General features: G+C 35.2%; 29 protein-coding genes and 2 pseudogenes. 18 read left to right on the top strand and 13 right to left on the bottom strand.

The annotated features are described in order from the left end of the window. Positions 1 to 117: 117 nt before the first annotated feature. Positions 118 to 210 carry a putative holin-like toxin gene (locus tag QUF99_RS17040; RefSeq protein ID WP_286120681.1) on the top strand — a complete coding sequence of 31 codons (93 nt, stop codon included), beginning with the start codon at positions 118 to 120 and terminating at the stop codon, positions 208 to 210. A 317-nt stretch (positions 211 to 527) separates the two neighbouring features. On the opposite strand, the gene QUF99_RS17035 is transcribed toward QUF99_RS17040, so the two are convergent. Further along, complete coding sequence (locus QUF99_RS17035; protein WP_289371483.1) at positions 528 to 1,361, bottom strand: HNH endonuclease; 834 nt, start codon at positions 1,359 to 1,361, stop codon at positions 528 to 530. Between the two features lie 149 nt (positions 1,362 to 1,510). On the opposite strand from QUF99_RS17035, the gene QUF99_RS17030 reads away from it, so the two are divergent. Next, positions 1,511 to 2,596, top strand: coding sequence for an AI-2E family transporter (locus QUF99_RS17030; RefSeq protein WP_289371482.1), 1,086 nt, complete (start codon positions 1,511 to 1,513; stop codon positions 2,594 to 2,596). A gap of 165 nt (positions 2,597 to 2,761) precedes the next feature. Here the strand turns inward: QUF99_RS17030 and QUF99_RS17025 are convergent, their stop codons facing one another. Genes QUF99_RS17025 through QUF99_RS17005 form a run of 5 tightly spaced genes read right to left on the bottom strand, consistent with a single transcriptional unit; the run spans position 2,762 to position 3,591 of the window. Next, the gene (locus QUF99_RS17025) at positions 2,762 to 2,902 is read right to left on the bottom strand and encodes a YrzI family small protein (RefSeq protein WP_289371481.1); all 141 of its coding nucleotides are present in this window, start codon (positions 2,900 to 2,902) and stop codon (positions 2,762 to 2,764) included. Positions 2,903 to 2,934: 32 nt separating this feature from the next. Further along, a complete protein-coding gene (locus tag QUF99_RS17020) occupies positions 2,935 to 3,075 on the bottom strand; it encodes a YrzI family small protein (protein WP_289371480.1) in 141 nt (46 codons plus the stop codon). Between the two features lie 31 nt (positions 3,076 to 3,106). Further along, positions 3,107 to 3,247 carry a YrzI family small protein gene (locus QUF99_RS17015; protein ID WP_289371479.1) on the bottom strand — a complete coding sequence of 47 codons (141 nt, stop codon included), beginning with the start codon at positions 3,245 to 3,247 and terminating at the stop codon, positions 3,107 to 3,109. 31 nt (positions 3,248 to 3,278) lie between these two features. Continuing rightward, positions 3,279 to 3,419: a YrzI family small protein gene (locus QUF99_RS17010; protein WP_289371477.1), complete on the bottom strand. Its 141-nt coding sequence runs from the start codon at positions 3,417 to 3,419 to the stop codon at positions 3,279 to 3,281. A 31-nt stretch (positions 3,420 to 3,450) separates the two neighbouring features. Next, positions 3,451 to 3,591: a YrzI family small protein gene (locus QUF99_RS17005; protein ID WP_289371476.1), complete on the bottom strand. Its 141-nt coding sequence runs from the start codon at positions 3,589 to 3,591 to the stop codon at positions 3,451 to 3,453. A gap of 408 nt (positions 3,592 to 3,999) precedes the next feature. Here QUF99_RS17005 and QUF99_RS17000 point away from each other — a divergent pair, with 408 nt between their 5' ends. Both QUF99_RS17000 and QUF99_RS16995 read left to right on the top strand, forming a co-directional pair. After that, complete coding sequence (locus tag QUF99_RS17000) at positions 4,000 to 5,055, top strand: NAD-dependent epimerase/dehydratase family protein (protein ID WP_289371475.1); 1,056 nt, start codon at positions 4,000 to 4,002, stop codon at positions 5,053 to 5,055. Positions 5,056 to 5,550: 495 nt separating this feature from the next. Beyond that, positions 5,551 to 5,703: a hypothetical protein gene (locus tag QUF99_RS16995; protein WP_289371474.1), complete on the top strand. Its 153-nt coding sequence runs from the start codon at positions 5,551 to 5,553 to the stop codon at positions 5,701 to 5,703. A gap of 61 nt (positions 5,704 to 5,764) precedes the next feature. Here the strand turns inward: QUF99_RS16995 and QUF99_RS16990 are convergent, their stop codons facing one another. After that, a complete protein-coding gene (locus tag QUF99_RS16990; protein WP_289371473.1) occupies positions 5,765 to 6,481 on the bottom strand; it encodes a CsxC family protein in 717 nt (238 codons plus the stop codon). Between the two features lie 293 nt (positions 6,482 to 6,774). Here QUF99_RS16990 and QUF99_RS16985 point away from each other — a divergent pair. The 3 genes and pseudogenes from QUF99_RS16985 to helD form a co-directional block, all read left to right on the top strand. Beyond that, a pseudogene (locus tag QUF99_RS16985) lies at positions 6,775 to 7,278 on the top strand (Holliday junction resolvase RecU); the annotation flags it as partial. Positions 7,279 to 8,021: 743 nt separating this feature from the next. Then, on the top strand, positions 8,022 to 8,516 hold the full coding sequence (locus QUF99_RS16980) for a 2'-5' RNA ligase family protein (RefSeq protein ID WP_289374686.1): 495 nt from the start codon (positions 8,022 to 8,024) through the stop codon (positions 8,514 to 8,516). Between the two features lie 252 nt (positions 8,517 to 8,768). Continuing rightward, on the top strand, positions 8,769 to 11,117 hold the full coding sequence (gene helD / locus QUF99_RS16975) for an RNA polymerase recycling motor HelD (RefSeq protein WP_289371472.1): 2,349 nt from the start codon (positions 8,769 to 8,771) through the stop codon (positions 11,115 to 11,117). A gap of 66 nt (positions 11,118 to 11,183) precedes the next feature. Here helD and QUF99_RS16970 read toward each other — a convergent pair whose 3' ends face one another. The 3 genes from QUF99_RS16970 to QUF99_RS16960 all read right to left on the bottom strand — a co-directional run bounded on the left by QUF99_RS16970 (position 11,184) and on the right by QUF99_RS16960 (position 13,717). Next, entirely contained in the window at positions 11,184 to 11,486 is a 303-nt protein-coding gene (locus QUF99_RS16970) for a hypothetical protein (RefSeq protein ID WP_289371471.1), read from the bottom strand. Between the two features lie 16 nt (positions 11,487 to 11,502). Then, entirely contained in the window at positions 11,503 to 11,919 is a 417-nt protein-coding gene (locus tag QUF99_RS16965; RefSeq protein WP_289371470.1) for a 3-hydroxyacyl-ACP dehydratase FabZ family protein, read from the bottom strand. 598 nt (positions 11,920 to 12,517) lie between these two features. Continuing rightward, positions 12,518 to 13,717, bottom strand: a complete 1,200-nt coding sequence (locus QUF99_RS16960; protein ID WP_289371469.1) for an LL-diaminopimelate aminotransferase — start codon at positions 13,715 to 13,717, stop codon at positions 12,518 to 12,520. A 248-nt stretch (positions 13,718 to 13,965) separates the two neighbouring features. Here QUF99_RS16960 and pduL point away from each other — a divergent pair, with 248 nt between their 5' ends. Further along, positions 13,966 to 14,535, top strand: coding sequence for a phosphate propanoyltransferase (gene pduL / locus QUF99_RS16955; protein WP_289371468.1), 570 nt, complete (start codon positions 13,966 to 13,968; stop codon positions 14,533 to 14,535). Between the two features lie 71 nt (positions 14,536 to 14,606). Here the strand turns inward: pduL and QUF99_RS16950 are convergent, their stop codons facing one another. Continuing rightward, the gene (locus QUF99_RS16950) at positions 14,607 to 15,809 is read right to left on the bottom strand and encodes an MFS transporter (protein WP_289371467.1); all 1,203 of its coding nucleotides are present in this window, start codon (positions 15,807 to 15,809) and stop codon (positions 14,607 to 14,609) included. A gap of 426 nt (positions 15,810 to 16,235) precedes the next feature. Here QUF99_RS16950 and QUF99_RS16945 point away from each other — a divergent pair, with 426 nt between their 5' ends. The 5 genes from QUF99_RS16945 to QUF99_RS16925 all read left to right on the top strand — a co-directional run bounded on the left by QUF99_RS16945 (position 16,236) and on the right by QUF99_RS16925 (position 19,219). Further along, the gene (locus QUF99_RS16945; protein WP_289371466.1) at positions 16,236 to 17,084 is read left to right on the top strand and encodes a hypothetical protein; all 849 of its coding nucleotides are present in this window, start codon (positions 16,236 to 16,238) and stop codon (positions 17,082 to 17,084) included. Between the two features lie 102 nt (positions 17,085 to 17,186). Next, a complete protein-coding gene (locus QUF99_RS16940; protein WP_289371465.1) occupies positions 17,187 to 17,972 on the top strand; it encodes a class I SAM-dependent methyltransferase in 786 nt (261 codons plus the stop codon). A gap of 71 nt (positions 17,973 to 18,043) precedes the next feature. Beyond that, the gene (locus tag QUF99_RS16935; protein WP_289371464.1) at positions 18,044 to 18,232 is read left to right on the top strand and encodes a YvzF family protein; all 189 of its coding nucleotides are present in this window, start codon (positions 18,044 to 18,046) and stop codon (positions 18,230 to 18,232) included. 248 nt (positions 18,233 to 18,480) lie between these two features. Beyond that, a complete protein-coding gene (locus QUF99_RS16930) occupies positions 18,481 to 18,729 on the top strand; it encodes a GlsB/YeaQ/YmgE family stress response membrane protein (RefSeq protein WP_289371462.1) in 249 nt (82 codons plus the stop codon). A gap of 94 nt (positions 18,730 to 18,823) precedes the next feature. Further along, the gene (locus QUF99_RS16925; protein ID WP_286120660.1) at positions 18,824 to 19,219 is read left to right on the top strand and encodes a cytosolic protein; all 396 of its coding nucleotides are present in this window, start codon (positions 18,824 to 18,826) and stop codon (positions 19,217 to 19,219) included. Between the two features lie 23 nt (positions 19,220 to 19,242). Here the strand turns inward: QUF99_RS16925 and QUF99_RS16920 are convergent, their stop codons facing one another. After that, positions 19,243 to 20,448 (bottom strand): MDR family MFS transporter, encoded by a 1,206-nt coding sequence (locus QUF99_RS16920; protein ID WP_289371461.1) that lies wholly within the window; start codon positions 20,446 to 20,448, stop codon positions 19,243 to 19,245. A gap of 101 nt (positions 20,449 to 20,549) precedes the next feature. On the opposite strand from QUF99_RS16920, the gene QUF99_RS16915 reads away from it, so the two are divergent. From QUF99_RS16915 to QUF99_RS28750, 5 genes and pseudogenes are all read left to right on the top strand, one after another. After that, positions 20,550 to 22,286 carry an SgrR family transcriptional regulator gene (locus QUF99_RS16915; protein WP_289371460.1) on the top strand — a complete coding sequence of 579 codons (1,737 nt, stop codon included), beginning with the start codon at positions 20,550 to 20,552 and terminating at the stop codon, positions 22,284 to 22,286. A 158-nt stretch (positions 22,287 to 22,444) separates the two neighbouring features. After that, complete coding sequence (locus tag QUF99_RS16910) at positions 22,445 to 23,068, top strand: YhbD family protein (protein WP_289374685.1); 624 nt, start codon at positions 22,445 to 22,447, stop codon at positions 23,066 to 23,068. A 13-nt stretch (positions 23,069 to 23,081) separates the two neighbouring features. Continuing rightward, the gene (locus QUF99_RS16905; RefSeq protein WP_289371459.1) at positions 23,082 to 23,792 is read left to right on the top strand and encodes a polymer-forming cytoskeletal protein; all 711 of its coding nucleotides are present in this window, start codon (positions 23,082 to 23,084) and stop codon (positions 23,790 to 23,792) included. Between the two features lie 24 nt (positions 23,793 to 23,816). Continuing rightward, positions 23,817 to 24,524, top strand: a complete 708-nt coding sequence (locus QUF99_RS16900; protein WP_289371458.1) for a cytoplasmic protein — start codon at positions 23,817 to 23,819, stop codon at positions 24,522 to 24,524. A gap of 23 nt (positions 24,525 to 24,547) precedes the next feature. After that, positions 24,548 to 24,622, top strand: a pseudogene (locus QUF99_RS28750) (multidrug MFS transporter); the annotation flags it as partial. A 1,050-nt stretch (positions 24,623 to 25,672) separates the two neighbouring features. Here QUF99_RS28750 and QUF99_RS16895 read toward each other — a convergent pair. Beyond that, positions 25,673 to 26,311 carry a hypothetical protein gene (locus QUF99_RS16895; RefSeq protein ID WP_289371456.1) on the bottom strand — a complete coding sequence of 213 codons (639 nt, stop codon included), beginning with the start codon at positions 26,309 to 26,311 and terminating at the stop codon, positions 25,673 to 25,675. Positions 26,312 to 26,316 lie beyond the last annotated feature (5 nt).

Genomic DNA, 26,316 nt, shown 5'->3' with positions numbered 1-26,316 from the left:
AGAGCTTGCCGGTTTTCATCGTCAACTATTAAAAAATATGGTAAAATTAAGAGGTAACTTATGGTACGGTTGGTTGTTCAATTATCACTTCTCCAAATAGAAGGGGGGTGATAATATATGAGTGAAATTACGTTGCTCTTGCAAGGCGGATTATTTCTCGTTGCACTGTTAACGTTTGTCGTATTGCTAATCGACAAGCTCAAAAAATAACAACCCACCTACGCCAATAGAATGTGGGTTGTCTCATTCATAAGAAACAAATAGGATAATGAACAATCCAATCTGCTAAGTTACATGGACTAGTGTGTTGCCGCACACTGGTCTTTTTATTTATATACAGTTTATTATCGTTTTATGTGATTGTATTGCTCTTTTCATACTCATTATAACATAGTCTCTTTTAGACAAGAAAGGAGACCGTACGTTCTTGTTTTGATTTGTTATTAATCAATCTAGTATATGTTTGTAAAAAATAATCTTGTTTCCAAATGGATCTAAAATAGAAATTATCATTGTTATTCCTTTATTTATAGTGTATTCAAATGTAAGTCTTTACTTGGTTGCTTAAATAAATTATCCATATATTGTTTTAAATTTTCAATATAAAATTCCTGTTTGTTTACATCATTCACACCAACAATCGGAGATGGAAGTTGATATGTTTTTTTAGAAAGATGTACAACAATATCGAATATATCAAAAAGACGAATAAAACAAAATAAGCCATCTTTATCGCTTAATAAAATAAAATAATGATTATCACAATTTGTATTCAGCGTATTCCATAATGAGCTTTTACTCAAATCACGAACAATACTTCTATCTTTCAATTCAATGAAGTCAGCATTGGATATAATCGTTGAAATCTTCATTGCATCTGGATCATCGAAATAACCGTCAATTGTATGAACAGCAAATGTGTAAGCCATCTTTAATATGCTCATTTTATATTTGCGGTTATCTAATAGTAATTCACGTTGAATAGAGCTTGCCACTTTTGTTACGCGCTCTTCTTTCCAAATTTCATTATGAAGTGAAATGTCGTGTTTTTTACATAGTTTCATAATAAGCGAGTTAGAATAATGCATTTCATTGTTACTTTCAACTTCTTCAGTGTCTGCTGCTAGTTCTTGACCATATAGGTTGGAAAGAAGAGGAGAGTCAATTTGGTGTTTCATTTGTTCAATTTTGTATTGAATTAGTTTATGCCGAATTAATGGACGATCTACATTTGTTGTGAGATGCTCATGGCAAGTGTCGCATATTGAATTTGTGAAATAATATCCACATAAAATCTCTGGGATGACGTACTGTTCACTCAGTTCTTTCGTTTCTTCTCTGCAAATGATGCATTGCGTCATATTTATCACCTTTTACCTGCAAATTTGTATGTACTCTCATTGTAGTGTATTTATTGCTATTTTGGAACATGGAAGGTAAAAATAGCATGTAAATTTTACTATTGTTTTGATACAATAAGGTGAAGCGCTATTTTAAAGGAGGCCATTTTTTGAAATCAAAAGTTCACTTTTGGACATTAGAAGTGCTAATGGTTGTAGCGATTATTTTTATTTGCACAAAAATATCGTTTTTATTCCAACCAATTGGCATTTTTGTTTCCACCTTATTTTTCCCAATATTAATTGCTTTGTTTTTGTATTTTATTTTTAATCCTGTACTCGTGTTTTTAGAGGAGAAAAAAGTACCAAGAAACTTAGCGATTTTGTTGCTATATGTTTTTATTATTACTTTAACTGCAGTCTCGATTGGTGTTGTCGTTCCAACTGTTTCTCAGCAACTAATGGATTTAGTGAAAAACATGCCAACATATATTCAAGAGGGAAAAGTATACATAACGGATTTATCCCATCATAGGCTATTTGAATGGCTTGCTACACAAAATTACGTATCGTTAGAAACAATTGAAAAGAATGCAATTGAATATTTAAAAGGTATACCTAATACAATAACGTCGAGTGCAACGGCTTTATTTGGTATTATTACGAACGTTGCATTAGTGGTATTTACTGTACCATTTATCTTATTTTATATGTTTAAAGATGGACATGCATTTCCAGGAAGAGCTGTTAGTTTATTACCAGAATCATACCGTGAAGAAGGACTTCATATTCTAAAAGAAACGAATGAAACATTGTCCGCCTACATTCAAGGGCAAGCTCTTGTTTGTTTATTTGTAGGTGCATTCACATTCGTGGGATATTTAATTATTGGTGTGCCATATGCCTTTATTTTAGGTATTATAGCGGCATTTACAAATATCATCCCGAACTTAGGTCCTTTCATTGGTGCAGCGCCGGCTGTAATTGTCGGATTATTCGTTTCACCAATGAAAGCATTGTCGGTAATCATTGTTGTAACAATTGTACAGCAGTTTGAAAGTAACATCATTTCACCGCGCATAATGAGTTCAAAACTAAACATACATCCTTTAACAATCATTGTATTAATTCTAGGTGTAGGTAATTTTGCTGGAATTATTGGAATGATTTTGGCGGTTCCAGTCTACGCTGTGACGAAAACTGTTGTTTCAAACTTAGTAAGACTATTTAAAACAAAAAGAAGTAACCGAAAATAGGGGAAGACCAGTTACATATTGTAGCTGGTCTTTTTTACTGTTGGACCTCTTATTTATTTGTAGCAATCGAGCTAGGTGGAATCTACCTCTATCATCCAAATCATTTTCTTGCATTGCGACATAAACATTGTCATCATCTCCTCTCATTATTTTTGAATTTCATTTTTACAGATGATTGTAATAAAGACTTCTACGATCTTGAACTTCATCCATAATCTGTTTTAAGTGCTGCTCACGTAAAATTTCCTCTTCAGATAAACGTTTTTTCTGAATTGTAATCGTTAAAAAGAATACATGAAATGTCATAAATGACTTACTCCTTTCGTAAAGGAATATTTTTATAAGTGGTTGTAGAAAGAAACTTGACGATCTTTAACTTCGTCCATAGCTTTCTGAATTTGCTGCTCATGTAACAGGTCAACTTCAGAAAGACGATTTTTCTGAACGGTAATGGTTAAAAAGAATACATGAAATGTCATAGAGTGGAACTCCTTTCGTAAAGAGATGTTGTTATAGATGGTTGTAGAAAGAAACTTGACGATCTTTAACTTCGTCCATAGCTTTCTGAATTTGCTGCTCATGTAACAGGTCAGCTTCAGAAAGACGATTTTTCTGAACTGTGATGGTTAAAAAGAATACACGAAATGTCATAGAGTGGAACTCCTTTCGTAAAGAGATGTTGTTATAGATGGTTGTAGAAAGAAACTTGACGATCTTTAACTTCGTTCATAGCTTTCTGAATTTGCTGCTCATGTAACAGGTCAGCTTCAGAAAGACGATTTTTCTGAACTGTGATGGTTAAAAAGAATACACGAAATGTCATAGTGTGGAACTCCTTTCATAAAGAGATGTTGTTATAGATGGTTGTAGAAAGAAACTTGACGATCTTTAACTTCGTCTATAGCTTTCTGGATTTGTTGCTCATGTAACAGGTCAGCTTCAGAAAGACGATTTTTCTGAACGGTAATCGTTAAAAAGAATACATGAAATGTCATAGTGTATTTGCTCCTTTCCAAAAAAAATATGGTAAAAGGCTAAAAAATCGCACAAAAAAGCCACAGGAAGATAAAGCTCTCCTATGGCAAGGCATGAAAAAGCCACAGGAAAGTATACGACCTCCTGTGGCGAATTTGTTAGTTAAAGAAAATAACGAACGATTTTCAATTCTCCATTAGGGTGGTCGAATATATATTTGTTTGTAAAACAGATGCGGTATAAACATGTAATTTCATCATTTTATTCGACCTCCTTTTAGAAAATTTTTCTTACGTTAGTAAGTATATACAATTATTGGATGTTTGTAAACAGAAAAAACGAAAATTTTGAAATTTAATGAAAATGCACATTTTTTTCAGAGGGGTTTTGAAAATTAGAGCGTATGATTAAAAGAGTGAGGGATGAAGATGAAACTTTTAATACTCGGTGGATCTAGATTTTTAGGAAGAGCGATTGTTGAAGAAGGATTGAAGAGTGGGCATGAACTAACGGTTTTTAATCGTGGAAACCAAAATGACATTTTTCAAAATACAAATGTAGAAGTATTAATTGGCGATAGAGATGGAGATTTAGAAGTATTAAAAGGACGAAAATGGGATGCTGCAATTGATACATGTGGTTTTGTACCACGTACTGTTGGAAAAGCAACATCTGTTTTAGCGCATCATATTTCACATTATACATATGTATCTAGTATTTCTGTTTACCGAGATTGGATTCCAAAGGGGATTACGGAAGAATACGATACGCCCACTTTATCAAAAGAAAAAGTTAATGATATTACTCGGGATACTGCAGGACCAATCTACAATGAATATTACGGACCATTAAAGAGAATGTGTGAAATAGAGGCGGAGAAAAATATGCCGAATCAAGTGTTTGCAGTAAGAGCGGGCTTGATTGTAGGAGCAAATGATTATGCAGATCGGCTACCTTACTGGGTGAAACGAATCTCGGAGGGCGGAACTGTATTGGCACCAGGAAATCCAAAGAGTCATGTCCAGCTAATTGATGTTAAAGATTTAGCTATGTGGATTTTATATATGATTGAGAGGAACGTGACTGGCATATACAATGCAACAGGACCCGATGCTCCCTTAACGATGGAGCAATTATTACAATGTTGTAAACAGGTAACAAATAGTGATGCTGAGTTTACTTGGGCGAGCGAGCAATTTTTATTAGAAAACCATGTAGCACCGTGGACAGAAATGCCACTTTGGTTACCGGAAGAAATACCGCTTCAAGGAGAGAAAGAGCCGTGGCGTGGTAGTGGTGCAATTAGCATTGACAAAGCATTGCAAACAGGGCTATCATTTCGATCTATTGAAGAAACAATTACGGATATTTGGAAATGGGAACAGTTACGTAGTAAAACAGAAGAGAGAAAAGCGGGTTTAGCGAGTGATAAAGAGCAGCAATTATTAGAGAAATGGATGGAGACGCAAACATCATTATTTTGACAAAGTGTTAAATCCTCTTTTTTTGTATAATTTTAAAATACCTTTTTACAATTCTATACCTCTTATATGGAGGTAAAAGATGAAGGATTCACCGAACATATGTAGTGTATTTCTGAAGTTTCTTCATAACGGTAGGGATTAAGTCTACTAATAGAGAAGCATCTAGCCTTTAGAAAAGGTTTGATGCTTCTCTATTCTGAGGAAATTTCTAAGGAAGAGCTTATGGATATGATTCAAATGATTACAAAGGAGGGGAAAGAATGACAATTGCAGTTCAAATAGAAAATCTAACAAAACGATATAAGAAGCAGCTAGCGGTAAATGATATAACTATTTCACTTTGTTTTAAATAAAAGAGCAGCTAGCAAAAGCTAACTGCTCGGCCCCAGGGAAAGGGAGAAAGAAAATTGGAGGTAACTCGTAAACTCAAGCTATCACAGCCTATCTATAGTATGGACAGGATTTGGAATTTTATGCAGGAGGGAATCGTATCGTATGTGCCAATTGTCATTCTTTGAAGACATCGATGAAAAAGAGATGCGTAGACTTGTGGTGAAAGAGCTGAAAAACTACAAAGCGTTATGTGTCCGGATGAAAAATCAAGAAAAACAAATTCAAGCAGGATGTGCGGTTCTTTTTCCGAGTTAGGGATTATTTAAAAATTGAATTCTAATTGACTCGGACTCTTTTTGCGCCAGAATCTACGTTTCTAACAATTATTGGTTGTACCAGAACCAACTTCCACTTGTTGTATTTGCAAAACTTTCAAAGTAAGGTCTAGTACGATTTTTTCACGAAGTGTATCGAACGGCTCATTTAAAGCTGTAGGGCATGGTGAAAAATCAAGTTCAAAGAAATTAGCACTAATTAGTTCACAATACGGTTGTTCATTATAAAATACCGTATTTTCAAAGAAGTACTTATCTAATCGAGGTAAGTCACCATTTTTAGGATTAATAAAGTGAGAAGTAGTGTCTGAAGAAGCTGCAAATAGTGGTTCTGTTAGAAAATCGCCTGCTGTCAAATCTGCAAATCCATTAAACGGAACATTAGCAATTCTATCCTGCAATGCTCCATTACACTCATCCGCAGCATATTCAATATTTTTACGAATAAATCCTTCTACAAATAACTTCGCTCTTGTTACGCGTCGGAAATTCGTACCTGCTACTGGAGTGAAAGCTACAGGAACTAACTTACATTGTGTTAAAAATACATTTTTTAACACACGTTTAATCTCAACTGCTGCAGGCTCCAATGAAATATTCGATTCTACAACAATTTGAATCGTTCTCTCAGCTAAAACAACTGGTATTTTAATCAGTGCAGCTGGTGTAACGATTGGTGTTGCAGCTACATCAGCTAATGGCGTTTGAGTTTGTCCAGTAACCTGACACGGTACATTAATCGGACATTGTTCGCTCATATTTTACATTCTCCTTTTTATAATAAATTTAGAATTTGAACAGTTTGGTTATGTTATTACTATATTCGCTTCTTCTATGTGTGACTGTGCTTGTATCATAGTTGTTTTTATTGATTAATGTAATGAAAATCTTAGAGGGCATGAAGTTGAAAGACTTATATGTTTACAATAAATTGATGATGAAGCGTGATGGTTTTTATTACAAGATTTGTGTAATAAGTAACACCTATGAAAATCCTGAAGTATAAAAAACTTAACAAAATAATCCTTTTAAAAGAGAGTGAGGAATAACAATGGGCTTAGGTAATCGAGGAATGCATTTCGAAAGACTTATCAATCTATCGAATGAAATGTACCAACGTTAGGGAGTGGCGCTTATAAACAAGCATCCGACTCCTGTGAAGGTGTTAAAGAGCGCGGGCAGTAGAGTTCTAAATGGTTTTTATGAGTCTAAAAGCACAGTAGATTACGATGGTGTGTATAGAGGTAAAGCAGTAGCGTTTGAAGCGAAGTCAACACAGAGTGATACACGATTTGATTTAAGTAACATCGCACAGCATCAACTGGATTACCTGGAGAAAGCGGACAAGATGGGAGCTGTGTGTTTCTTCCTTATTGAGTTTAGCAAAGACCAGACAGTGTTCTTAGTTCCGTTATCGGTTATTCAGTCTTATATAAGAATGTCACTGCAGCTGAAAGGGAAGAAGTCGATACCAAGAGCAGACTTTGATATTTACGGATACCTGGTAGATCAGACGGAAAGGGCGCCAGTTGATTACTTACGATATGTTGATGAATTAGCGGTATAAGGAGGGATTGGAGTGGACAAGCAGTAGTCGCCTGTTTCGCACACTCTCCTTCACGAAAGAGTACCTATTGGATAAGGTGCTCTTTCTCATTGCACATAAGGAATTTCTAAACATACAATATTGGAATATCGAGTCAATGCCAACCAACTTATTCCTTTTCCAAGAGCTCTATATATTCCGCTATAAAGCTCTTCTATGTTGCGCCATTCGAATGGGCAAGGCATTGTCACATATTTTATACTCAGAAACTTAGGGCACTTTACAGTGTTCTTTTTTTATTGAACAAAATGGACATTTGAGTGAATAGAAAAAGTTGGTTATTATATAAAAATATAGAATTTATTTCTTTAGTATTTAATTTCATCTAAGGGGAATCAATGCATAATGAGAAGGATTTGTTAAAACAATGGAAAGCGGATTTACAAGCTATCAAAGAGGAAAAAAGGAGAATGACTATGACACGACATTGTGTCCCCCACAATTTGCCCACATGTATTTCTTTTTATATCAGTTTTTATCTGTACCAACAAAATATAAAAAGGTGAATGTTTATTGTTATATCAACGTTTAAAATTGTTTAACGGCATATATCCTTATGCCGAATATAATTACTCGTTATATGAAATTTAGAAAAGTATTTCAAGTGGTTTAAATGAATTACGGTGTTAAAGGAAATGGATTTGGTGTTTTTTATTATAAGTGAATAGGTAGGGTAGAGAGGAATGAGGGCGTTGAGAACGATTTTGATTTTTTTGGCTGGGGACCAAGTAAATGAAATAGAGGAAATAAGAAAACGACACGATCCATTATTTGGCTTAATTTCTCCGCATATCACACTTGTATTTCCTTTTGAGGGAACATTTTCTAATGGTGAACTAAAACAACATATAATTGAAAGTGTAGATGGACTCAAACCAATATCAATTACGATTGCTGAAAATGTTACAAACGAAGAAGAGTGCCTATATTTACTTGTTGAAAAAGGAAAAGAAAAAATTGAAGAACTTCATGATAGGTTATACCGTGGTTTTTTAGCTGATTATTTGCGAGAAAATATTCCGTATATTCCACATGTCACAGTGGGAAGAAATGCTGATAAAATAGCGACTGTGAAAATTCCTAGTTTAACCACTAAATTTTCTTATAAAGTTGAAAAGATTAGTGTCGAACGAATTGGAGAAAACGGTGAATCAATTATAGAATTTGAAGTTGAATTGGAAGCATAAAAGGAGATACCAAATGGTATCTCCTTTTTGTTGATTTGGAAAATGTATATGTGATACAATGAAAAAATGACCATTAGTTAAATTTTGGTTTTTATTCAATAATTACCTATATTTATTATAACAAATGATTATTATGTTTGTCAAACTTTTGGTCATATAATGAAAAACTTCTTTCAGTGAAGTTGTTTTTCTAAGCTATTGCCTCAAAATATTGAGGATCAGGATGAATTTACGGTGATAAGGAGTGGCGATATGGAGAAGACAGGGCAAGAATGGCAAAAGGAACAACACCGAGTAGAAGAAGTTGTCGGGAAAATTGAACGGCATATTGATACACTTGAACAAAATATAAGTGCAGGAAAAGCGGATGTTGTCCAGATTCGAAAACACTTTTGGGATGATGTGACAGTAAATTTTGATAATGCTGAAGAGGCTACTGAAACTGCAGCAAGCATAAAGCAACAGGCGGAATTATTATCAGAACGAGAACGAAATCATCGTCATGCTCACAATCAAGTTACAAGATTAAAAAGACTAAAGCAATCACCATATTTCGGAAGAATTAATTTTTTAGAAGACGGTGAAAAAAGTGAGGATTCCATTTATCTTGGTATTCACTCTTTTTATGATGAAAGTACAGAACAATTTCTTGTTTATGACTGGCGAGCTCCTATATCTAGCTTGTACTATGATTATTCAGTAGGGCGAGCGAATTATAAGGCACCAAATGAGACGATTTCAGGAGAAATGACATTAAAAAGACAGTATGTTATTCGAAATGGTGAGATTAAAAGTATGTTTGATACAGGCGTTACAATTGGGGATACCCTGTTACAAGAGGTGTTAGGAAACAATGCGAATACGCAAATGAAAAGCATTGTTTCTACCATTCAAAAAGAACAAAATCAAATTATTCGTAACGAAAAGAGTCGTTTACTTGTTGTGCAAGGGGCAGCCGGGAGTGGGAAAACTTCTGCTGCATTGCAGCGTGTCGCTTATTTGTTATATCGTTACCGAGATACACTACATGCCGATCAAATCGTTCTTTTTTCACCTAACGCCATGTTTAATAGTTATGTTTCCACTGTATTACCAGAACTTGGAGAAGATAATATGAAACAAACAACATTCCAAGAATATTTGGAGAGTCATATTGATAGGAAATTCGAATTAGAAGATCCGTTTACGCAAATGGAGTATATACTGACAAGAATGGAAGAACAAGGATATAACACACGTTTAAAAGGTATTCGCTACAAAGCAAGTGCGGCTTTTATTCAAGTGGTAGATCATTATGTGGCTTACTTAAAACAGGAGGGCATGCTGTTTAAAGATATAAAATTTCGGGGGAAAGTGGTAATTTCCCAGGAGCAAATCAAAGAACAATTTTATGATTTTGATGCTGCGATACGTATTCCCAATCGAATGAAGTTAATTTCTGAATGGCTATTAAAAGAATTAAGAAAACAAGAGAAATTAGAACGTAAAGAACTGTGGGTAGAAGAAGAAATACAGCTTCTTGATAAAGAAACATATGCAAAGGTTTATCAAAAATTACAGCAAAAGGGACGATATTCTGACGGTACATTTGATGATTTTGAGCAAGAACAAAACATGCTAGCAGCGATTGTTGTAAAAGAACGTTTTAAACCACTTCGAAAATATGTGAAGAGGCTGCAATTTATGAATACACCAGCACTTTATTTACAGTTATTTAAAGACCCACAGTTCGCTGAGCGGTTTATAGAAAATAGCAAATTACTACGGGGCTGGTCAGAGGTATGTAAAGAAACAGTAGAAAAAATTCAACATTTTCAAATGCCTTATGAAGATGCAACGCCTTATTTATATATGAAAGATCAATTGGAAGAATTGCAAAGGAATACATCTGTTCAACATATATTTATTGACGAAGCACAGGATTATTCTGCATTTCAATATGCATTTTTTAAGCGCTTATTTCCACATAGCAAAATGACGATACTAGGTGATTTTAACCAAACGATATATGCGCATGCGGCGGAAAATGAATTTTCACAATTATGTACGCTACACGGAGAAGAACAAAGTGAAAGGATTATTCTTACACGGAGTTATCGTTCTACAAAACAAATTATTGAATTTACGAAGCAACTAATCACAGATGGTGGTGAGATTGAGCCTTTTGAGCGAGAGGGAAAACAGCCAACTATAACGGAAGTACAAGGGGAAGTGGAACTCCATAACAAGATTGTAGACCAGATTCAACAATTAAAAGAGGAAGGTCATCAAACAATTGCGGTGATTTGTAAAACAGCAGAAGAAAGCGAAAGAGCCTTTCATATTTTACAACAAACTTTACAGGTACGTCTTATAAAAAAAGAAACTAGTTCGTTTGATACAGGTATTCTGATTATCCCTTCCTATTTAGCGAAAGGGGTAGAGTTTGACGCGGTTATCATCTATAATGCTTCAAAGAAACAATATGGTAGAGAAAGTGAACGGAAACTGTTTTATACAGCTTGTACACGTGCGATGCATGAATTGTATATGTACTCTGTTGGAGAGGTAAGTCCATTTCTCATGGATGTTTCCGGGGACACGTATGTTCTGGAAAAGTAATACAATTACTTAATTGAAAAACCTCCTTCTTTTTATATAGAAGGAGGTTTTATTTTGTGTATCTAATTATGGGTTTCCATATTTTACTTTATACAGGTTTCTATCTTTTTTTACAGAAGCAGAGGCAACTACAATTCCAGTACCGTGCGCTTCGAAAATAGGAATAGAATAATAAATATCACCTGTACGAGATTGAAGCAATTCACCATTTACATCATACATTTTCTCGACTTTTCCTTGAAAGGCTACAATAGGATGACCAGAAAAAAAGATAGAAGTACGAATTGCTAATTCAGGTGTACGGTGTAGCTCCATATATAACCATATAGATAAAGGGATTGCCAATATAATAAGATACCGTTTTTTCATATACAAGTATCCTACATTAGCTTGAACCTTCAGCCATATAAACTAAAAGTTTTTCTATTTTGACGATTGTTTGTCCATTCACAGAAGCATGACCTTTGCCAAGGATAAAACCACGTTTGTTCCGCACAATTTCATAATATAAATCTAATCGATCGCCAGGATTAGCATCTCCTACAAATTCTACACCATCTATGGAAGATAGAAAGCCTAAACTAGTTGATTCATTGCTACCAACAAAGGCTCCAAGCTGTGCAAGTGCTTCAACGATTAATATGTGAGGCATTGTTTTTTGAAATTCATTGATGAACCATTCATTAGTTGTGATGTGTTTATAACCTTTTACTGATTTTCCATCTTCAATATCTGTGATTCCATCAATCATTAAAAAAGGATATCGATGGGGAAGTGTATCTTTAATATTTGTTGTGTTCATGTGAACCTCCTAATTAAAATTAAGCATGTAATTTCCAAGCAGGAATAAGTGAATCAAATTTGAACGAGTAACTTAAGAAAATATGAAAAATAATATAATAGATGAGTGTTAATCCGTATGTAGATAGCCAAAGTATACCATCCCACTCAAGAAAAGAAAGCAACAAAGTGATTCCAATTGGAAAAGGGATCACAATAATTAGCCACATAGGAGAATTCATTTTTTCAGTAAGAGCACCTGCTGAGAAAACTGCAAGACCAATGAGAAAAGGCTGCCACCATTGTAAACGATTGAATAATGTGTAATCAGATAAAAAATAAACCAAACCAGTTACGAATACGGCAATTATGAAACTACTCCAATATATAATAGAGAGGATTGATTTTTCGACATATAGCCGTGGCTATGGATAACAAAAGGTGACCTGCACTCGTTTTCTCTCTTTGTTTTCACTATGTCTGGGCAGGAAAAGGATCTGACCGCTTCTATGCATGACCGGATGCTCTCTCCCACCTAAAAATAAGGGGCTTATGTCGGTTTTTTAATTTGTATTTATATAAAATAATCCCCTGCTAAAACATAAGCAGAGGAGGTGTAATTAATTTCTGACTGAAGCAACTGCTTCTTCCTGAGAGAATATACCGCTATTTTTGATGTTTTCAACAACTTGTTGTAGCACTTTTTTATCTTGGACAAGTGCAATACGAACAAATCCTTCACCATGTGGTCCAAAGGCATGACCAGGTGTCACAACAACATTCGCATGGTCCATTAACGCATAAGCGAAGTCTAATGAAGTCCATCCCTTTGGAATTTCAGCCCAAATGAACATACTACCAGCTGGCTTTTCAACATACCAACCGAAAGAAGCGAAGCCATCAACTAAAGTGTCTCTTCGTTCTTGATAGATAGTACGATTTTTCTCGCAAGATTCAGCACCGTGACGTAGGGCAACGGCTGCTGCTTTTTGAATGGGTAAGAACACGCCATAATCTGTGTTTGATTTAAATTGTGTTAATGCTCCTACAATTTCTTCATTTCCAATCATATAACCAATGCGGCTCCCGGCTAAGCTATAGCTTTTGGATAAAGAATTAATCTCAACACCAACTTCTTTTGCGCCTGGAACAGACAAGAAGCTAATTGGTTTTTTACCATCATAATAAAATTCTGCATATGCGAAATCGTGAACAACGATGATGTTATGTTGTTTCGCAAAAGAGATGACCTCTTTGAAGAAATCTTCATGTGCCATCGCTGGAACTGGATTTCCAGGGAAGTTTAATATCATCATTTTTGCTTGATCAGCGATTTCTTGAGGAATCGCCTGTAAATCAGGTAGAAAGTCATTTTCTTTTTTTAAAGGCATGAAATAAGATTCAGCACCTGCCATTTGAATCCCAGTTTCATACGCTGTATACCCAGGATCAGGGACTAATATGAGATCTCCTGGATCTGCGAATACCATTGGTAAATGAACGAGTCCATCCTGAGACCCCATTAATAATAAAACTTCACGGTTCGCATCTAATATAACATCGTGATTGTTGTTATAATATTCAGTTACTGCTTCGTGAAAATCTTGAATCCCTGTTAACGTATATCCATAGTTTTCTTTTCCACTTGCTGTATGTACTAAGGCTTCTCTTACAAAATCAGCAGGAGGCATGTCAGGATTACCGATACTTAAATCAATCATTTCGTGACCTGCTGCAATTTTTTCTTTTTTATAGGCTGCTAATTCACTAAATATAGAAGATTGAAATGCTTTCATTCGTGCTGCTAACGTGTAATTCATAAAAAACCCCTCCTAAACAACTGTGTTTTCATTTTTTGTAGTGTTTTTATTCTTTTATTATTCTGAAAACACATATTTATATCTTACCACTTTTTACCGAGAATATAAAACTATGTTTTCAATCAATTACTTTGTATATTGTCTTTTTCAATTGTCATATATAAGTGTAAACATTATTGTGTAAATGATTAAAGAGAGGGAATGCTAAAAAAGTATGAATTTTATGAAGTGGTAAAGGAGTGCTTAAGATGAAACAGGTTCCGATTGGCGTATCGAATCGGCACATCCATGTGACAAAAGAAGATTTAGAAACACTTTTTGGAGATGGATACGAGCTAACGGTTGCGAAAGAACTTTCACAACCGGGAGAATTTGCAGCATCAGAAACAGTTACAATCAAGACCGAAAAATCAGAAATTCAAAAAGTGCGTATTCTCGGACCGGTACGTAAGTTTACGCAAGTTGAGATTTCTAAAACAGATGCACGTCATCTTGGCATTGATGCTCCAATCCGTTCGTCTGGCAATATTAATGGGACTCCTGGGATAACGGTCATCGGTCCAAAAGGAGCAATTGAAATTGAAAAAGGTGCTATCATTGCGGAACGGCATATACATATGACAACGAAAGATGCTGAACAGTTTGGCGTACAAGATGGTCAATATGTAAATGTGAAAGTTGAAGGAGAAAGAGCACTTATTTTTCAGCAAGTATTAATAAGAGTGAGAGACTCATACGCACTAGATATGCATATTGACACGGATGAGGCCAATGCTGCAAATGTTAAAACAGGTGATAAGGGTGAATTAATAAGATAAAGTGAGGCTGTTTATTAGGAAAGAACTTAGTAATCATTTGAAAACAGCCATCTCTATTAAAGAGATGGCTGTTACATGTTTGCAGATTGTGAAGACTGCTTATCTACTTGCTTTTGCCCTGTTAGGGATAGGAATATAATGAACAATGAAATGACACCGAAAATTAGTACCATATATTGTAATCCAATTGTATCTAAGAAAAAACCAGTTCCAAGTAATACGATTTGGAACATCACTCGTTCAAACATATTGCGGAATGAGAAAAGACGTCCATGATAGCTTTTTTTGATTTTTGTTTGGAATATTGTCGCCATAACAGGGAAGAAACAACCGACACTAAACCCAAACATACCGAAAGATACGAGTGCCATCCACTTTACATCACTGAAAAATAACGAAAGATGAGCAAAAGCAGTACAGAATGCGAAGATATACAGCAATTTTTCAGGTGAAACATAATCTGATAAACGTTTAATTACGAAAGCCCCAAGCATAAAGGCTATACCTTCAATTGTATAAATAAATCCTTTAATCGTTGGATCATGCTGCATTTCGCTAATATTAATAACCATTAGATTAAAACCGCCAATGAATAAAAGGGGAATGATACTTAAAATAAGTGCACGAAATGCGATAGGAATCCCTTTTAAAATACGGAATACTTCCATAAAACTGTTGTCTTTAGATGTTTGCTTGTTAGATGTGTTTGGTTTTTGGTCTTCAAATTTTAGTAAAAAAGTAGATAAAAATAATAGTGCGTATGCAGCCATTGAGAAAGCGTACATATACTGTAAACTCATTACTACAAGAAGGACACCACCTAATGAAGTACCAGCAATACGAGCGATTGTTCCGATGTTCATATGGACACCATTCATTTGTAATAGTTCATGCTCTCGGACGATAAGGGGAATGACAGATTGTAATGCTGGAAAATAAAAAGCCGCCGAAATTTGAATGGCGATCATAAAGGCAATCATAAAAGAGATACTTTCATATTGAATAGCCAGGAACATAAAAATAACACTTACGACACGGCCGAACCCAGCGTAGAGAAGTATTTTCTTTTTTTCATATTGATCAATTACCCGGCCCGCCATTGGACCAACAAGAACTCCAGCCAATAAGCCAATAAACATAATGACAGATTTCATAAAGTCAGAAGGAATATGCTGCTGCATAAATTCAAGGTTACCTAGTATACCAAGCCATAAACCTAAGCCAGCAATAAATTCACCACTTAGGATAATCCAAACATTTTTATTACGCCACATAATAAAACCTCTCAGTCTGCTAAATTAGGAAAAATCGTATAACAAATCCTCCTATATGTATATAAATACAAATTAAAAAACCGACATAAAACTCTTCTTTTAGGTGGAAGAGAGCATCTGTTCGTGCGTAGAAGCGGTCAGATCCTTTTCCTGCCCCATGCGAAGTGAAAACAAAGAGAGAAAACGAGTGCAGGTCACCTTTTGTTATCCATAGCCGTGGCTATATGTCGAAAAATCAAAATGGATTTATAAATATTTTTTTAATGCTGCTATTTTTTAGAGTCAGAGTCTATATTACGTGTTTGAATGTAGAAACTCAATCTTTTTGATTTGGATAAATCTGTGTTTTATAAGGCGCGAAATTTAAACATCCATTTTAGAAAATATAGTGGAATGAAGTTATACTTACCTAGAGGAGGAATGATCATGATACAGCAATTTTTTAAGAAAATGTTGGGTCAGTTTTTACAAAGGCATGAAGAGGAAATATTAGGGAAAGTTTGTTTTTGGATTGTATACTATTTCATAAAAACGCCTAGATATGTTGTAAATCATAGTGATGATTCATCTTGGAAATATAGTGGGAGATTAATAAATACGAACCAATCCCATGAAGAACACATGTATAATACGATAGAAGATTTTTTAAATGAATATAGTGGAGAAACGAGAGGGAGTTCTTGTTCAGGAATAGGTCTTTTTCATATTAAAATAGAAGAAAGTATACGTGAAAAGTGTTTGCATATCATTTATTCTAATTATCTTAATTCTTTTGTTAAGCAACACTCATTATTATGTAAAGAGATGTTGATAGAAGTTGGGGCAAATGAAACTGAAATTGAATCGGCAGATTATGAAACGGTGATGGTTTATGATTGTGGAGAAATAGAGGAGTATCTCTGCGTTTTAGAAGATAGAATAATAAATCAGCTATTTACATATTCGATGTCCTATATTATTTATAAATATAATGGAGAAGTTCGGGCATTTATTGAGGGAGAAGAAAGAAAACAAAGTGCTGAGGCGAAAGCGTTTCGCTTAGAACAGCAATATGCACATGATTTATGGGATAGAATCCAAAAGGAATACAAATTAAAATGTCGAAAAAATTTGTCTCGAGTCGAAACAAGACAATATAAAGTGTTTCAAAAATTTTTGATAGAAATCGGTATTACACCAATAGAGCAAGCGTTGCTCGGAAAACATCTTTCGCATGCTTTTTCAAATTCAGTACAGCAACAGCTGATGAATATTTCAAAAGAAGTGTACCACTAATAGAATGTTCGCTTAAAATCATGCTCATTTACAAAGCAGGAATTTTCTACTTTTTGCTGAAAAGACAATGTATGAATATATGTAGAAAGAAGATGATGTGGAATGAGTAATGAAGAACTTGTAACGAAGCAATTCGGTAACAATGCCGAAAAATATGTAAAGAGTCAAATTCATGCAAAAGGTCAGGATTTGCAGCACTTAGTCCAACAAGTTAAAAATAATAAAAATGATCGACTTCTAGATATTGCGACGGGCGGAGGTCATGTTGCAAATACGTTAGCTTCGTTATTTAAAAGTGTTGTTGCCCTTGATTTAACTGAGAATATGTTAGAAAAAGCAAAAGAATTCATCATTTCAAATGGACATGAGAATGTTTCATTTGTGGCAGGGAATGCGGAAGCTTTACCGTTTCCAGATGCATCATTTGATACAGTTGTTTGTCGCATCGCTGCACATCATTTTCCAAACGCACCTCAGTTTATTCATGAGGTGCACCGGACATTAGAAGAAAAGGGCCTGTTTGTATTAATTGATAATGTTTCACCAGAAGATACAGAATATGATACGTTTTATAATTTTATTGAAAAGAAACGAGATCCGAGTCATCACCGAGCACTTAAGAAAACAGAATGGATTTCATTATTAGAAAAGAACGGTTTGCAAATGCAATCTTGTCTTACATTTGAGAAACAATTTAATTTTGATTGGTGGTGCGATATGATGGATGTACCACTACAAACGCGTTCAAAGCTAACGGATTGTATGATGAAAACGTCAAAGGAAATGCAGGAGTTTTTCAAAATCCACATTGAAAATAAAAAGGTAGAATCATTTTACACAGAGATGGCATTATTTGTTTGCCGAAAAAGCTCAACATTAAAACGATAATTTGCTTGCAGTCTTATTTTTGTCCGCTATACTTATTACAGGAATAATATGTAGTAAGGAGTAAGTTTAGTATGATTCGTGTACGTATTGAAGGAACTGAAAATGAGATTGGTGAATTTTTGGAGAACATGCCGGAAGTTCCTGGATATGAAAAAACGCATGTTCGAGAACCAAGAAAAGGAAACAATCCAAAATATACAACAAGTAAGAACGTATTAGCATATCTTTCCTATAAAAAGATGGAAGCCGCCAATCAATAAGGTGGCTTTTTTGCTATATACGATTTCACACTCTTGTCTTATTTACCATACTAATAATTATAAGAAAATGATTATGAGAGGTGGGACAAGTGAATAAAACAAGCTACTTGCATGTGAAAGTGTATTTAGATAAGGGAGATTTATAACAGATGAAGTATAACTTAATGATAAAAGTAACATAACTAGTGGTAAGCAATGATTTGTTCTTATCATTAGTTATGGTTTTCAAAAATTAAGGAGGGAATTTCATGTCATTTATATGGTCTTTAATCGTAGGTGGTATTTTAGGATGGTTGGCAAGTTTAATTACAGGAAGAGATGTACCAGGTGGTGTCATTGGAAACATTGTTGCTGGTATTATCGGTTCTTGGGTCGGGACGTCATTACTTGGTAAATTCGGTCCAATTATTGGAGGGTATGCGATTGTTCCCGCATTAATTGGTGCCATTATTTTAATCTTTATTGTCAGCTTTTTGCTACGTGCAATGAGAAAATAGTATGTAGGGGACTGCTTACAATTGTAAGTGGTCCTTTTTGTATTATCTACTTTAATCTGTTATGCTACTCGTATACAATCAGGAGGTGTTAGCATTGAAAACATTTACAGTAAACTTTCATCAAGAAGACAATGCAAAAGCAACAACAGTACATAAGTTAAGTGAAGAAGACTTCAACAAAGCGACAGAAAAAGGAACTCGTCATTTATTTGATCTAGATACAAATGTAGGTTTCTTTGTATTTTTTGATGCAGAAGATGCAGAAGGAAACGAACAATACTTAATGCTGCAATATGAGGGCGAACAAGAAGAACCAAGTGCTTGCTATGGCTTTGATTTAAAACTATACTATCAATTTTTAGCACTATACTTAAATGATCTTGAATACCAAGGTGAAACAGATGAAGAAGAGGAAGAATATGGTCCAATTCATCATTTAGCTCACTTACTGTATCATATCGTTGAAGATGGAAAACAGATTGAAGCGTAAAATACATAGAGTAAGGCTGTCCTTTATAGGGACAGCTTTTTTGTTTTGTGCCGTTCTATCGAATGAACGAAGATAGTCTGAGCGATACCCCCGAATAATAACAATAATGCACAAATGGTAAATAAAAAGCCACCGTTAAAATGATTTAATATAACCGCTCCTACAGCTGGCCCGCATGTTCGAGAAATATCCCAATGGATTCCGTAAATCGAAAAGTAACGTCCTCGCATATGATTAGGAGCCATTTCTGCAACAAATCGCAGTAAATGGTTTAAGGCAATACTTTCACCAATTGTTAAGAGAAGCAGTGTAAAAAATAATAACCATAACGTATGAGAATAACCGTATCCAATTGCTGCAAACGTATAGCAAATATACGAGAAAATAATAATTTTGTTCATAGAAAATCTTTCTGTCCATTTGACGAGCCACACTTGCAGAACAATTTCCATCACGGCTTTACATGTGGATATGAATGTGAGAACGAATAGAAAATTCGAAAAAATATTTTCTGCGAATATCCGATAATTCGTTTCGACTTGGGCATAGAAAAAACTGATAGGAAGGGTAAATATCATAAGACCAAATACAGCGTAATGATTTGAAATGAACTGCTTCCATGTAATTGACTGTGCACCATGTTCACTTGTTTGAATGGTTGGAGCTGTTTCCGGAAGCTGTGTCCAGACGAGAATAGCATAGAGAACGAGAGTAACTGCTTGAAGCATAAATAGGAATTCAGGATGATTTTCATAAAAAAAGTAACCGATTAATGGGCCAATCACTGTACCAATAGCACCTACTGTTTGAATAAGAGCAAAGACCTCTGCTTGTTTTTCATGTTCGGTTATATCAGCAATTTGAGCGCGCTGTGCAGGGATGTAAAGAGAACGCCCAATTCCATTTATCACATATAATAATGCAAAAAGGGCAACCGATTCAGCGAAGAAAAACCCACTCATTGCAAGTGCTTGTAGTGATATCCCAAGTAGCATGATACTTTTTCTACCATATCGATCGGTCACGCCACCAGCGAATAGTGTGAAAATAATATCAGTAAGTGGCTGTAATCCGAAAAGAAGCATCGTGAGAATAACGTTTCCTTCTAAAGCTTTATTGACGTATACAATAAAGATGATAGCTAACATGGCACCCGTTGTACTCGTTAATAATTCACCGAATAATCGAATCAAAATGAGCTTGTTATACCGTTTCATAAGACGATTCATGCATTTCCTCCTTTCTATATTGGAATTTTAAAATGGAAGCAACATTTGAAAAAGGGTAGAATGAAAGGAAGGAATTTTTTATCTTTTAGAGGGGGATATGTATGGTCATTATGGAGCAGTACGTACAACTGTGGCTCCAGTATGCAAAAGGGAGAACACGCGGGGAGAAAATAGAGATAGCATTACAAAATATATCTGAAACGTTGTTTTGTACAGATCGAAATAGTAAATTTATTATAAAAAAATTAGAAGAACTACGCTGGATTTGTTGGTATCCAGGTCGTGGTAGAGGAAATCGATCTAAGATAGCATTTCAACAAGACCCCATCACTCTAATTTTAGAAAAGGGGAAAGAGATAACGAAACAAGGAGATGTAAAGGGTGGAAAAACATTCGTTGAACAATATAGCTCTTATTTTCCACAACTGATAAAACAATTCGAAGCATGGATAGACTCAATCTTTGGTTATCAAGTTGAAATAACTTCTCAAGGGAGACAAGATGTGCTTCGTTTACAAGTTGAAATGAATCTGATTATTCATTTGGATCCCGTATATGCAACATTACGTTCAGAATGTCATATGGTAAAACATTTATATGATACGCTTGTATATGTGAACGAAAATACAAATAAAATAGAGCCTCGCCTTGCATTTCATTGGGAATGTAATCGTGATCGAAAAGTATGGACGTTTTATTTGAGAAAAGGGGTTCGATTTCATAATGGCAAACCCTTTACTGCACATGATGTTTACTACACCTTTCAGCGGTTTATGAGTACAAAGGATAATCCTTATTTGTGGATGCTGCAACACGTTGAAACAATATATATTGTAAATGAATATACAATTGAGATTCATTTACATACAGAAAACGAATTATTATTACATATTTTATGCGGCGAACAGTGTTCTATTGTGACGGTAGATGAGGAAAACAAGCTAATAGGAACAGGACCATTTAAACTGAGTGAAAATAATGATTCTATTTTTGTCTTAGAAGCACATGATTCGTATTTTCGTGAACGCCCATTCCTTGATCGGATTGAATTATGGAATGTGCTTGAAAGTAGTGATGCATACGACGTTTTAATGAGAGCGCAAAACAAGGAAACAGAGAGTCGCCACAAAGATCTTTCTAAATTAGAAGCCAATGTATCGTATGTTACGCTAAATACAAAAAAACAAGGACCTTTACAAGATATTGAATTCCGGCAAGCGTTATATCAAATTATTCATAGTAAGAAAATGATGGATGAGTTAGAGGGAGAACGCGGTGAAGCAGCAAATGAATTACTGTTAGGGAATAGCTCTCCTATGAGGGTGGAAGAGAATATTAATTATTTCATACAAAAGAGCAAATATAACGGTGAAATATTATATTTGTACACGTTTAAGGAACAGGATCATGTTGAAGATTCACACTGGATTCAAAGAGAATGTGCAAAATATGGGGTTACAATTGAAATAAAGTTTCTTGATGCGCAGGAATTATTACAGATTGAAACGATAAAACAAGCAGATATCATTCATGATAGTGCTACAATAAGTGAGCAGATAGAACTAAGTTTTCTGTACATGTTTCTTTCAAAAAATAGTTTTATATATCAACATAGTCTTATTGATTTTAATGAACAATTAACTACATTCTTTGCCGAACCTAGTATGGAAAAACGGATTGCACTGTTACGTGCTGTGGAGGACACATTGTTACGTAACATTCATATCATTCCTTTATATCGTAATAAAAAACAGATAAGTACACACGAAAAAGTACAAAATATAATGATTAATTCTCAGGGCTGGATTGATTTTTATAATATATGGTTTAAGCCCTAATACACAAAGAATAAGGCCTTATTCGGTTGGAAATCGAGAGGCCTTTTTTGCGTGGATTAGCGAAGGTGTAGGACACTGTTTCACACATTTTTATAAAAAGCACATTTACAACGTAACAGTGTTATGTTACATTGTTATCAGGAAGGAGTGTTATGCAATTGAGTACGGATTTAATTTCAAAAAAAGATTTACTGGAACTGACTAGTATTTCATATGGACAGCTGTATAGGTGGAAAAGAAAGAATTTAATACCGGAAGATTGGTTTGTGAGAAAATCAACTTTTACAGGGCAAGAAACATTTTTTCCAAAAGAAAAGATATTAGAGCGTATTGATAAAATTCAAACGATGAAAGAGGATTTATCACTTGATGAATTAGCGAATATGTTTTCGCCGAGTGTAACAGAAATTTGTTTAACGAAAGAAGATATGTTACGAAAAGGAATTGCCTCAGAACCAGTTATGCAGTTTTTTATAGAACAAACGAATAAAGCCGTGGAATTTCAATTTGTTGATATTCTCTATTTGTACATTTTAGAGGAACTGCTTCAATCGGGAGAAATTAGTTTAGAAGAAGGAAAGATGGTGCTACAGGTTTTACATGAGAACTACGAAAAAATGAAACAAAAGAATAGTGAGTTAGTGGTAATTCGTAAACTAGGTATTTCGACTTGTTTCTTAGTTTCAAATGTTGATGATTTATTTTTTGAAAAAGGTACGAAGGTTGTTGTACGTATAACAATCATGAACTATACAGAAGCATTAAAAACAAAACTGTTATAGTGGGGGAGAAATAATGCGAACAGAAAAATTAATTATAAATGGTTACGGTTCTTCCAATGGTGGAGAGTTCCATAAAGTACAGTTAAATGGAAGAGGAACTGTTAATGGACATATCGATTGCGATGATTTTGAATGCAATGGATCAGGTAACGTAAATGGTGATTTAAAAAGTGAACGTACAAGAATTAGTGGCTCTGGAAAAGTTGACGGGCAAGTAACTACTGAAAACATGCGAATTGATGGTAAAGCAACGATTACAAGGGATGTAAGTGTTAGTAATATGAAGATTTCTGGTAAAGGGACAATTGGTGGCACACTGACTGGAGAAGAATTGAAGATTCGCGGGCAAGCGACTATAGATGGTAACTGCGAAGTGGATGTCTTTTCGTCACAAGGGCAGTTTACAATTGGTGGCTTACTGAGCGCGGATGAAATTGATATCGATATTCATGGTACATGTAGAGCGAAAGAAATTGGGGGACAAACGATTAAAGTAAGGCAGAGATTGTCTGCATTTAGTAGGCTCTTTAAAACAATGTTTGGATCACATTTAGAGGCTGAACTATTAGAAGGTGACAATATTGATATTGATCATGTGCAAATCAATACAGTAAGAGGTAACAATGTTACAGTTGGGCCAAATTGTGAGATCGGACTCATTGAATATACAGGAGTTCTTCATGTCGATAAAAATGCAAAAGTAAAAGAAATTCAGCAAGTTTAATTTTTTATGGAGAGAGGAATGGATATGGAAAAGCGGCATAGTCTTACTTTGAATGGCTCTGGTAGTTCATCAGGCGGAACTTACAATAAGGTGAAGATTCGAGGCGAAGGAACAATTTCAAACCACGTTGGTTGTAATGAATTTAAAACATACGGAACAAGTGATGTTCGTGGTGATATAACAGCAAACTCGTATATTGTGTATGGAGATAGTGAAGTACAAGGCAGTTTAAATGCTGAGTATGTGAAAGTATATGGTAATACACAAGTACAGAATGATTGTCACATAAACAAAACAAAAATTCGAGGAATGTTTGAAGTTAATGGAAAACTATCTGGAAATTATATAGATATCAAAGGCGGCCTTACAGTAAAAGAAGATATTGAGGTAGAAGAATTTCTATTAACTGGTGGTCTTGAAAGTGAAGGACTTTTAAATGCAGAGAATATTAACATTTCATTGCGTTATGAAGGAAGTAAAGTAAAAGAAATTGGGGGAAAGAAGATTACGGTACGAAAAAAATCTGCATTCATTCCTTTTACAAATCATGCTGGTGAGCTTCATACAACAAGTATAGAAGGCGATGATATTTACTTAGAATATACGAAAGCAGATACTGTTAGAGGAAACAATGTCATAATTGGGCCTGGCTGTGAAATTGGTGTTGTTGAATATCACGCTAGTTTTAAACACAAAGGAACATCGGTTGTAAAAGAACATAGACAAATTTAAAGGTAAAAGGGAGAGTAAACAATATGGTTGCCAAGGATAGTAAACTAGGCTTTGTTGTCGCTGGTTTATTACTTGGAATATTGATGGCATCAATGGATAAATGGAATGTATCTTATAACAGCAACCTAACTATAACATAAGACCGCTAAGACTACAGCGCCTGATAGACCGCCATCCTTGAATATTATATACTCTTAGTAAATGGAGATATAAAAGGAGCAACTATGTTAAGTAAAGAGGCATTATACAACGGAGCATCACAACTAAACTTTTGGTTAGACTAGCTAGTAGCAATGGAGAAGCGTCTTAAGCGTCTTAAATTAATTGATAAGAACGCTGAGCCTCGTGAGATACGGTATGCTATAGAAGTATATTGAGAGGTGGAGAGGGCGTTACATGAAGCTGTTAGAGAGCGACAGTGACGATTATAAGAGGTATGCCCGTATTATTAAAATAGTTAAGTCCGACTTTGAGGATGCTGAGCGATGGGAGTGCGGCTTACGAGGTTGGACATACGATAAAGAGGATTAAGACCCTAAAGAGGCGGTAATGACACCGTCTTTTTGTATGGATATGAACGAGCCTCTAGACCCGTCAGAGAAGCTCCTAGTAAGTATAAGGAGAGCGCCCGTCATGGGAATGAAATGACCATAGCCATGAAACCGCTCAAGGGATGATCGAAATAAAAGACCGCCAACGCATGCATTACTAAAATTATAAAAATACAAGCCGATTCTCTAGGGAAAGGAAATAACTGTTATTTTTGACTACAATGAAGAGCCTCAGCGCCTTAATACCTAACTCCCTACAAGCGATTTCTAGGCGGTTAAGTGGGTTATTTCTAATCGCCTTGTAGCGTTAATCTCGGTGACATGATATAACACAAAAAGACTAGCAACCGCTTAGGCAACTAGTCTTCATTACAATACTTCTTATGAGCCTCTTTAATTAAATACTCGATTGCTTGAGTCTTGTGATAACTGGTATCCCTTTGAGCTCTGACATCGCCCCCGTGACGGCTACAAGCTTACTCTTTACGTCTTGCTCTACTCTGAACGATAGGGGAATCTTATCCGAACGATTAGCCACGTTGTCACTTCCTTTCTAAGGGGCAGTATAACACAAAAAGAGAAGCCGAAGCTCCCCCGTTACTTCCAAGTAGCTACTCCACCTTTTACAGTAAACGGAGCTGCGTTCTCAACTGCATAATGGAACTGAACTTTCATCTTAGCCCCTGCTGCAATCTTCTTACCAATATCACCTTGTGCATAAGGAGTTCCTTGGAAACCTTGACCATCAATAATAGAAAAGTCATGAGATGTTAAGGTAAGATCGCCACCTGTATTATTAGTAACTTCTGCGGATACTACTGCTACTAAAGGAGTAGAAGGTTCGAACTGATTACGTTCAGTAGTCGTTGTAACACCTGTAACTTTAACTGTTAATCCACTATCAAAAGCAGCTTCTTCACCGAAAGCAAATACTGTCTTAACCTCAGGAGCTGGTTTAACTTCGTTCTTCTTAACACTTTCCTTCTCAGCAGCTTCGATCTTCTTAGAATAAGCTTCTGTTGATTCCTCTTGCTTAACTTCTTTCTTAGGCTCTTCGTTAGATACAGTTGAAACGCCTACGATCGTTGATACTACTGCTATTGCAAGTCCAATACCCGCTCGCTTAGCCGCCTTCTTAAGGTCTTGCTTAATTAAACCTCTAACTGCTGCTATAATCCCAAAACCAAGACCACCGATGAATGTAAAGAATGCTAATACACTAAAGAATGTTGCCATGTTGT

The sequence above is a fragment of the Bacillus sp. DX4.1 genome (assembly GCF_030348195.1).
Lineage (GTDB): Bacteria > Bacillota > Bacilli > Bacillales > Bacillaceae_G > Bacillus_A.
Note: the sequence above shows the minus strand (reverse complement) of the source record. Positions and strands in the feature narration are given on the sequence as shown.

Bases quoted from the DNA above. Each gene is read 5' to 3' on its own strand.
- QUF99_RS17040 (WP_286120681.1), top strand. From the start codon at position 118: ATGAGTGAAATTACGTTGCTCTTGCAAGGCGGATTATTTCTCGTTGCA.
- QUF99_RS17035 (WP_289371483.1), bottom strand. From the start codon at position 1,361: ATGACGCAATGCATCATTTGCAGAGAAGAAACGAAAGAACTGAGTGAA.
- QUF99_RS17025 (WP_289371481.1), bottom strand. From the start codon at position 2,902: ATGACATTTCATGTATTCTTTTTAACGATTACAATTCAGAAAAAACGT.
- QUF99_RS17020 (WP_289371480.1), bottom strand. From the start codon at position 3,075: ATGACATTTCATGTATTCTTTTTAACCATTACCGTTCAGAAAAATCGT.
- QUF99_RS17015 (WP_289371479.1), bottom strand. From the start codon at position 3,247: ATGACATTTCGTGTATTCTTTTTAACCATCACAGTTCAGAAAAATCGT.
- QUF99_RS17010 (WP_289371477.1), bottom strand. From the start codon at position 3,419: ATGACATTTCGTGTATTCTTTTTAACCATCACAGTTCAGAAAAATCGT.
- QUF99_RS17005 (WP_289371476.1), bottom strand. From the start codon at position 3,591: ATGACATTTCATGTATTCTTTTTAACGATTACCGTTCAGAAAAATCGT.
- QUF99_RS17000 (WP_289371475.1), top strand. From the start codon at position 4,000: ATGAAACTTTTAATACTCGGTGGATCTAGATTTTTAGGAAGAGCGATT.
- QUF99_RS16995 (WP_289371474.1), top strand. From the start codon at position 5,551: ATGTGCCAATTGTCATTCTTTGAAGACATCGATGAAAAAGAGATGCGT.
- QUF99_RS16990 (WP_289371473.1), bottom strand. From the start codon at position 6,481: ATGAGCGAACAATGTCCGATTAATGTACCGTGTCAGGTTACTGGACAA.
- helD (WP_289371472.1), top strand. From the start codon at position 8,769: ATGGAGAAGACAGGGCAAGAATGGCAAAAGGAACAACACCGAGTAGAA.
- QUF99_RS16970 (WP_289371471.1), bottom strand. From the start codon at position 11,486: ATGAAAAAACGGTATCTTATTATATTGGCAATCCCTTTATCTATATGG.
- QUF99_RS16965 (WP_289371470.1), bottom strand. From the start codon at position 11,919: ATGAACACAACAAATATTAAAGATACACTTCCCCATCGATATCCTTTT.
- QUF99_RS16960 (WP_289371469.1), bottom strand. From the start codon at position 13,717: ATGAATTACACGTTAGCAGCACGAATGAAAGCATTTCAATCTTCTATA.
- pduL (WP_289371468.1), top strand. From the start codon at position 13,966: ATGAAACAGGTTCCGATTGGCGTATCGAATCGGCACATCCATGTGACA.
- QUF99_RS16950 (WP_289371467.1), bottom strand. From the start codon at position 15,809: ATGTGGCGTAATAAAAATGTTTGGATTATCCTAAGTGGTGAATTTATT.
- QUF99_RS16945 (WP_289371466.1), top strand. From the start codon at position 16,236: ATGATACAGCAATTTTTTAAGAAAATGTTGGGTCAGTTTTTACAAAGG.
- QUF99_RS16940 (WP_289371465.1), top strand. From the start codon at position 17,187: ATGAGTAATGAAGAACTTGTAACGAAGCAATTCGGTAACAATGCCGAA.
- QUF99_RS16935 (WP_289371464.1), top strand. From the start codon at position 18,044: ATGATTCGTGTACGTATTGAAGGAACTGAAAATGAGATTGGTGAATTT.
- QUF99_RS16930 (WP_289371462.1), top strand. From the start codon at position 18,481: ATGTCATTTATATGGTCTTTAATCGTAGGTGGTATTTTAGGATGGTTG.
- QUF99_RS16920 (WP_289371461.1), bottom strand. From the start codon at position 20,448: ATGAATCGTCTTATGAAACGGTATAACAAGCTCATTTTGATTCGATTA.
- QUF99_RS16915 (WP_289371460.1), top strand. From the start codon at position 20,550: ATGGTCATTATGGAGCAGTACGTACAACTGTGGCTCCAGTATGCAAAA.
- QUF99_RS16905 (WP_289371459.1), top strand. From the start codon at position 23,082: ATGCGAACAGAAAAATTAATTATAAATGGTTACGGTTCTTCCAATGGT.
- QUF99_RS16900 (WP_289371458.1), top strand. From the start codon at position 23,817: ATGGAAAAGCGGCATAGTCTTACTTTGAATGGCTCTGGTAGTTCATCA.
- QUF99_RS16895 (WP_289371456.1), bottom strand. From the start codon at position 26,311: ATGGCAACATTCTTTAGTGTATTAGCATTCTTTACATTCATCGGTGGT.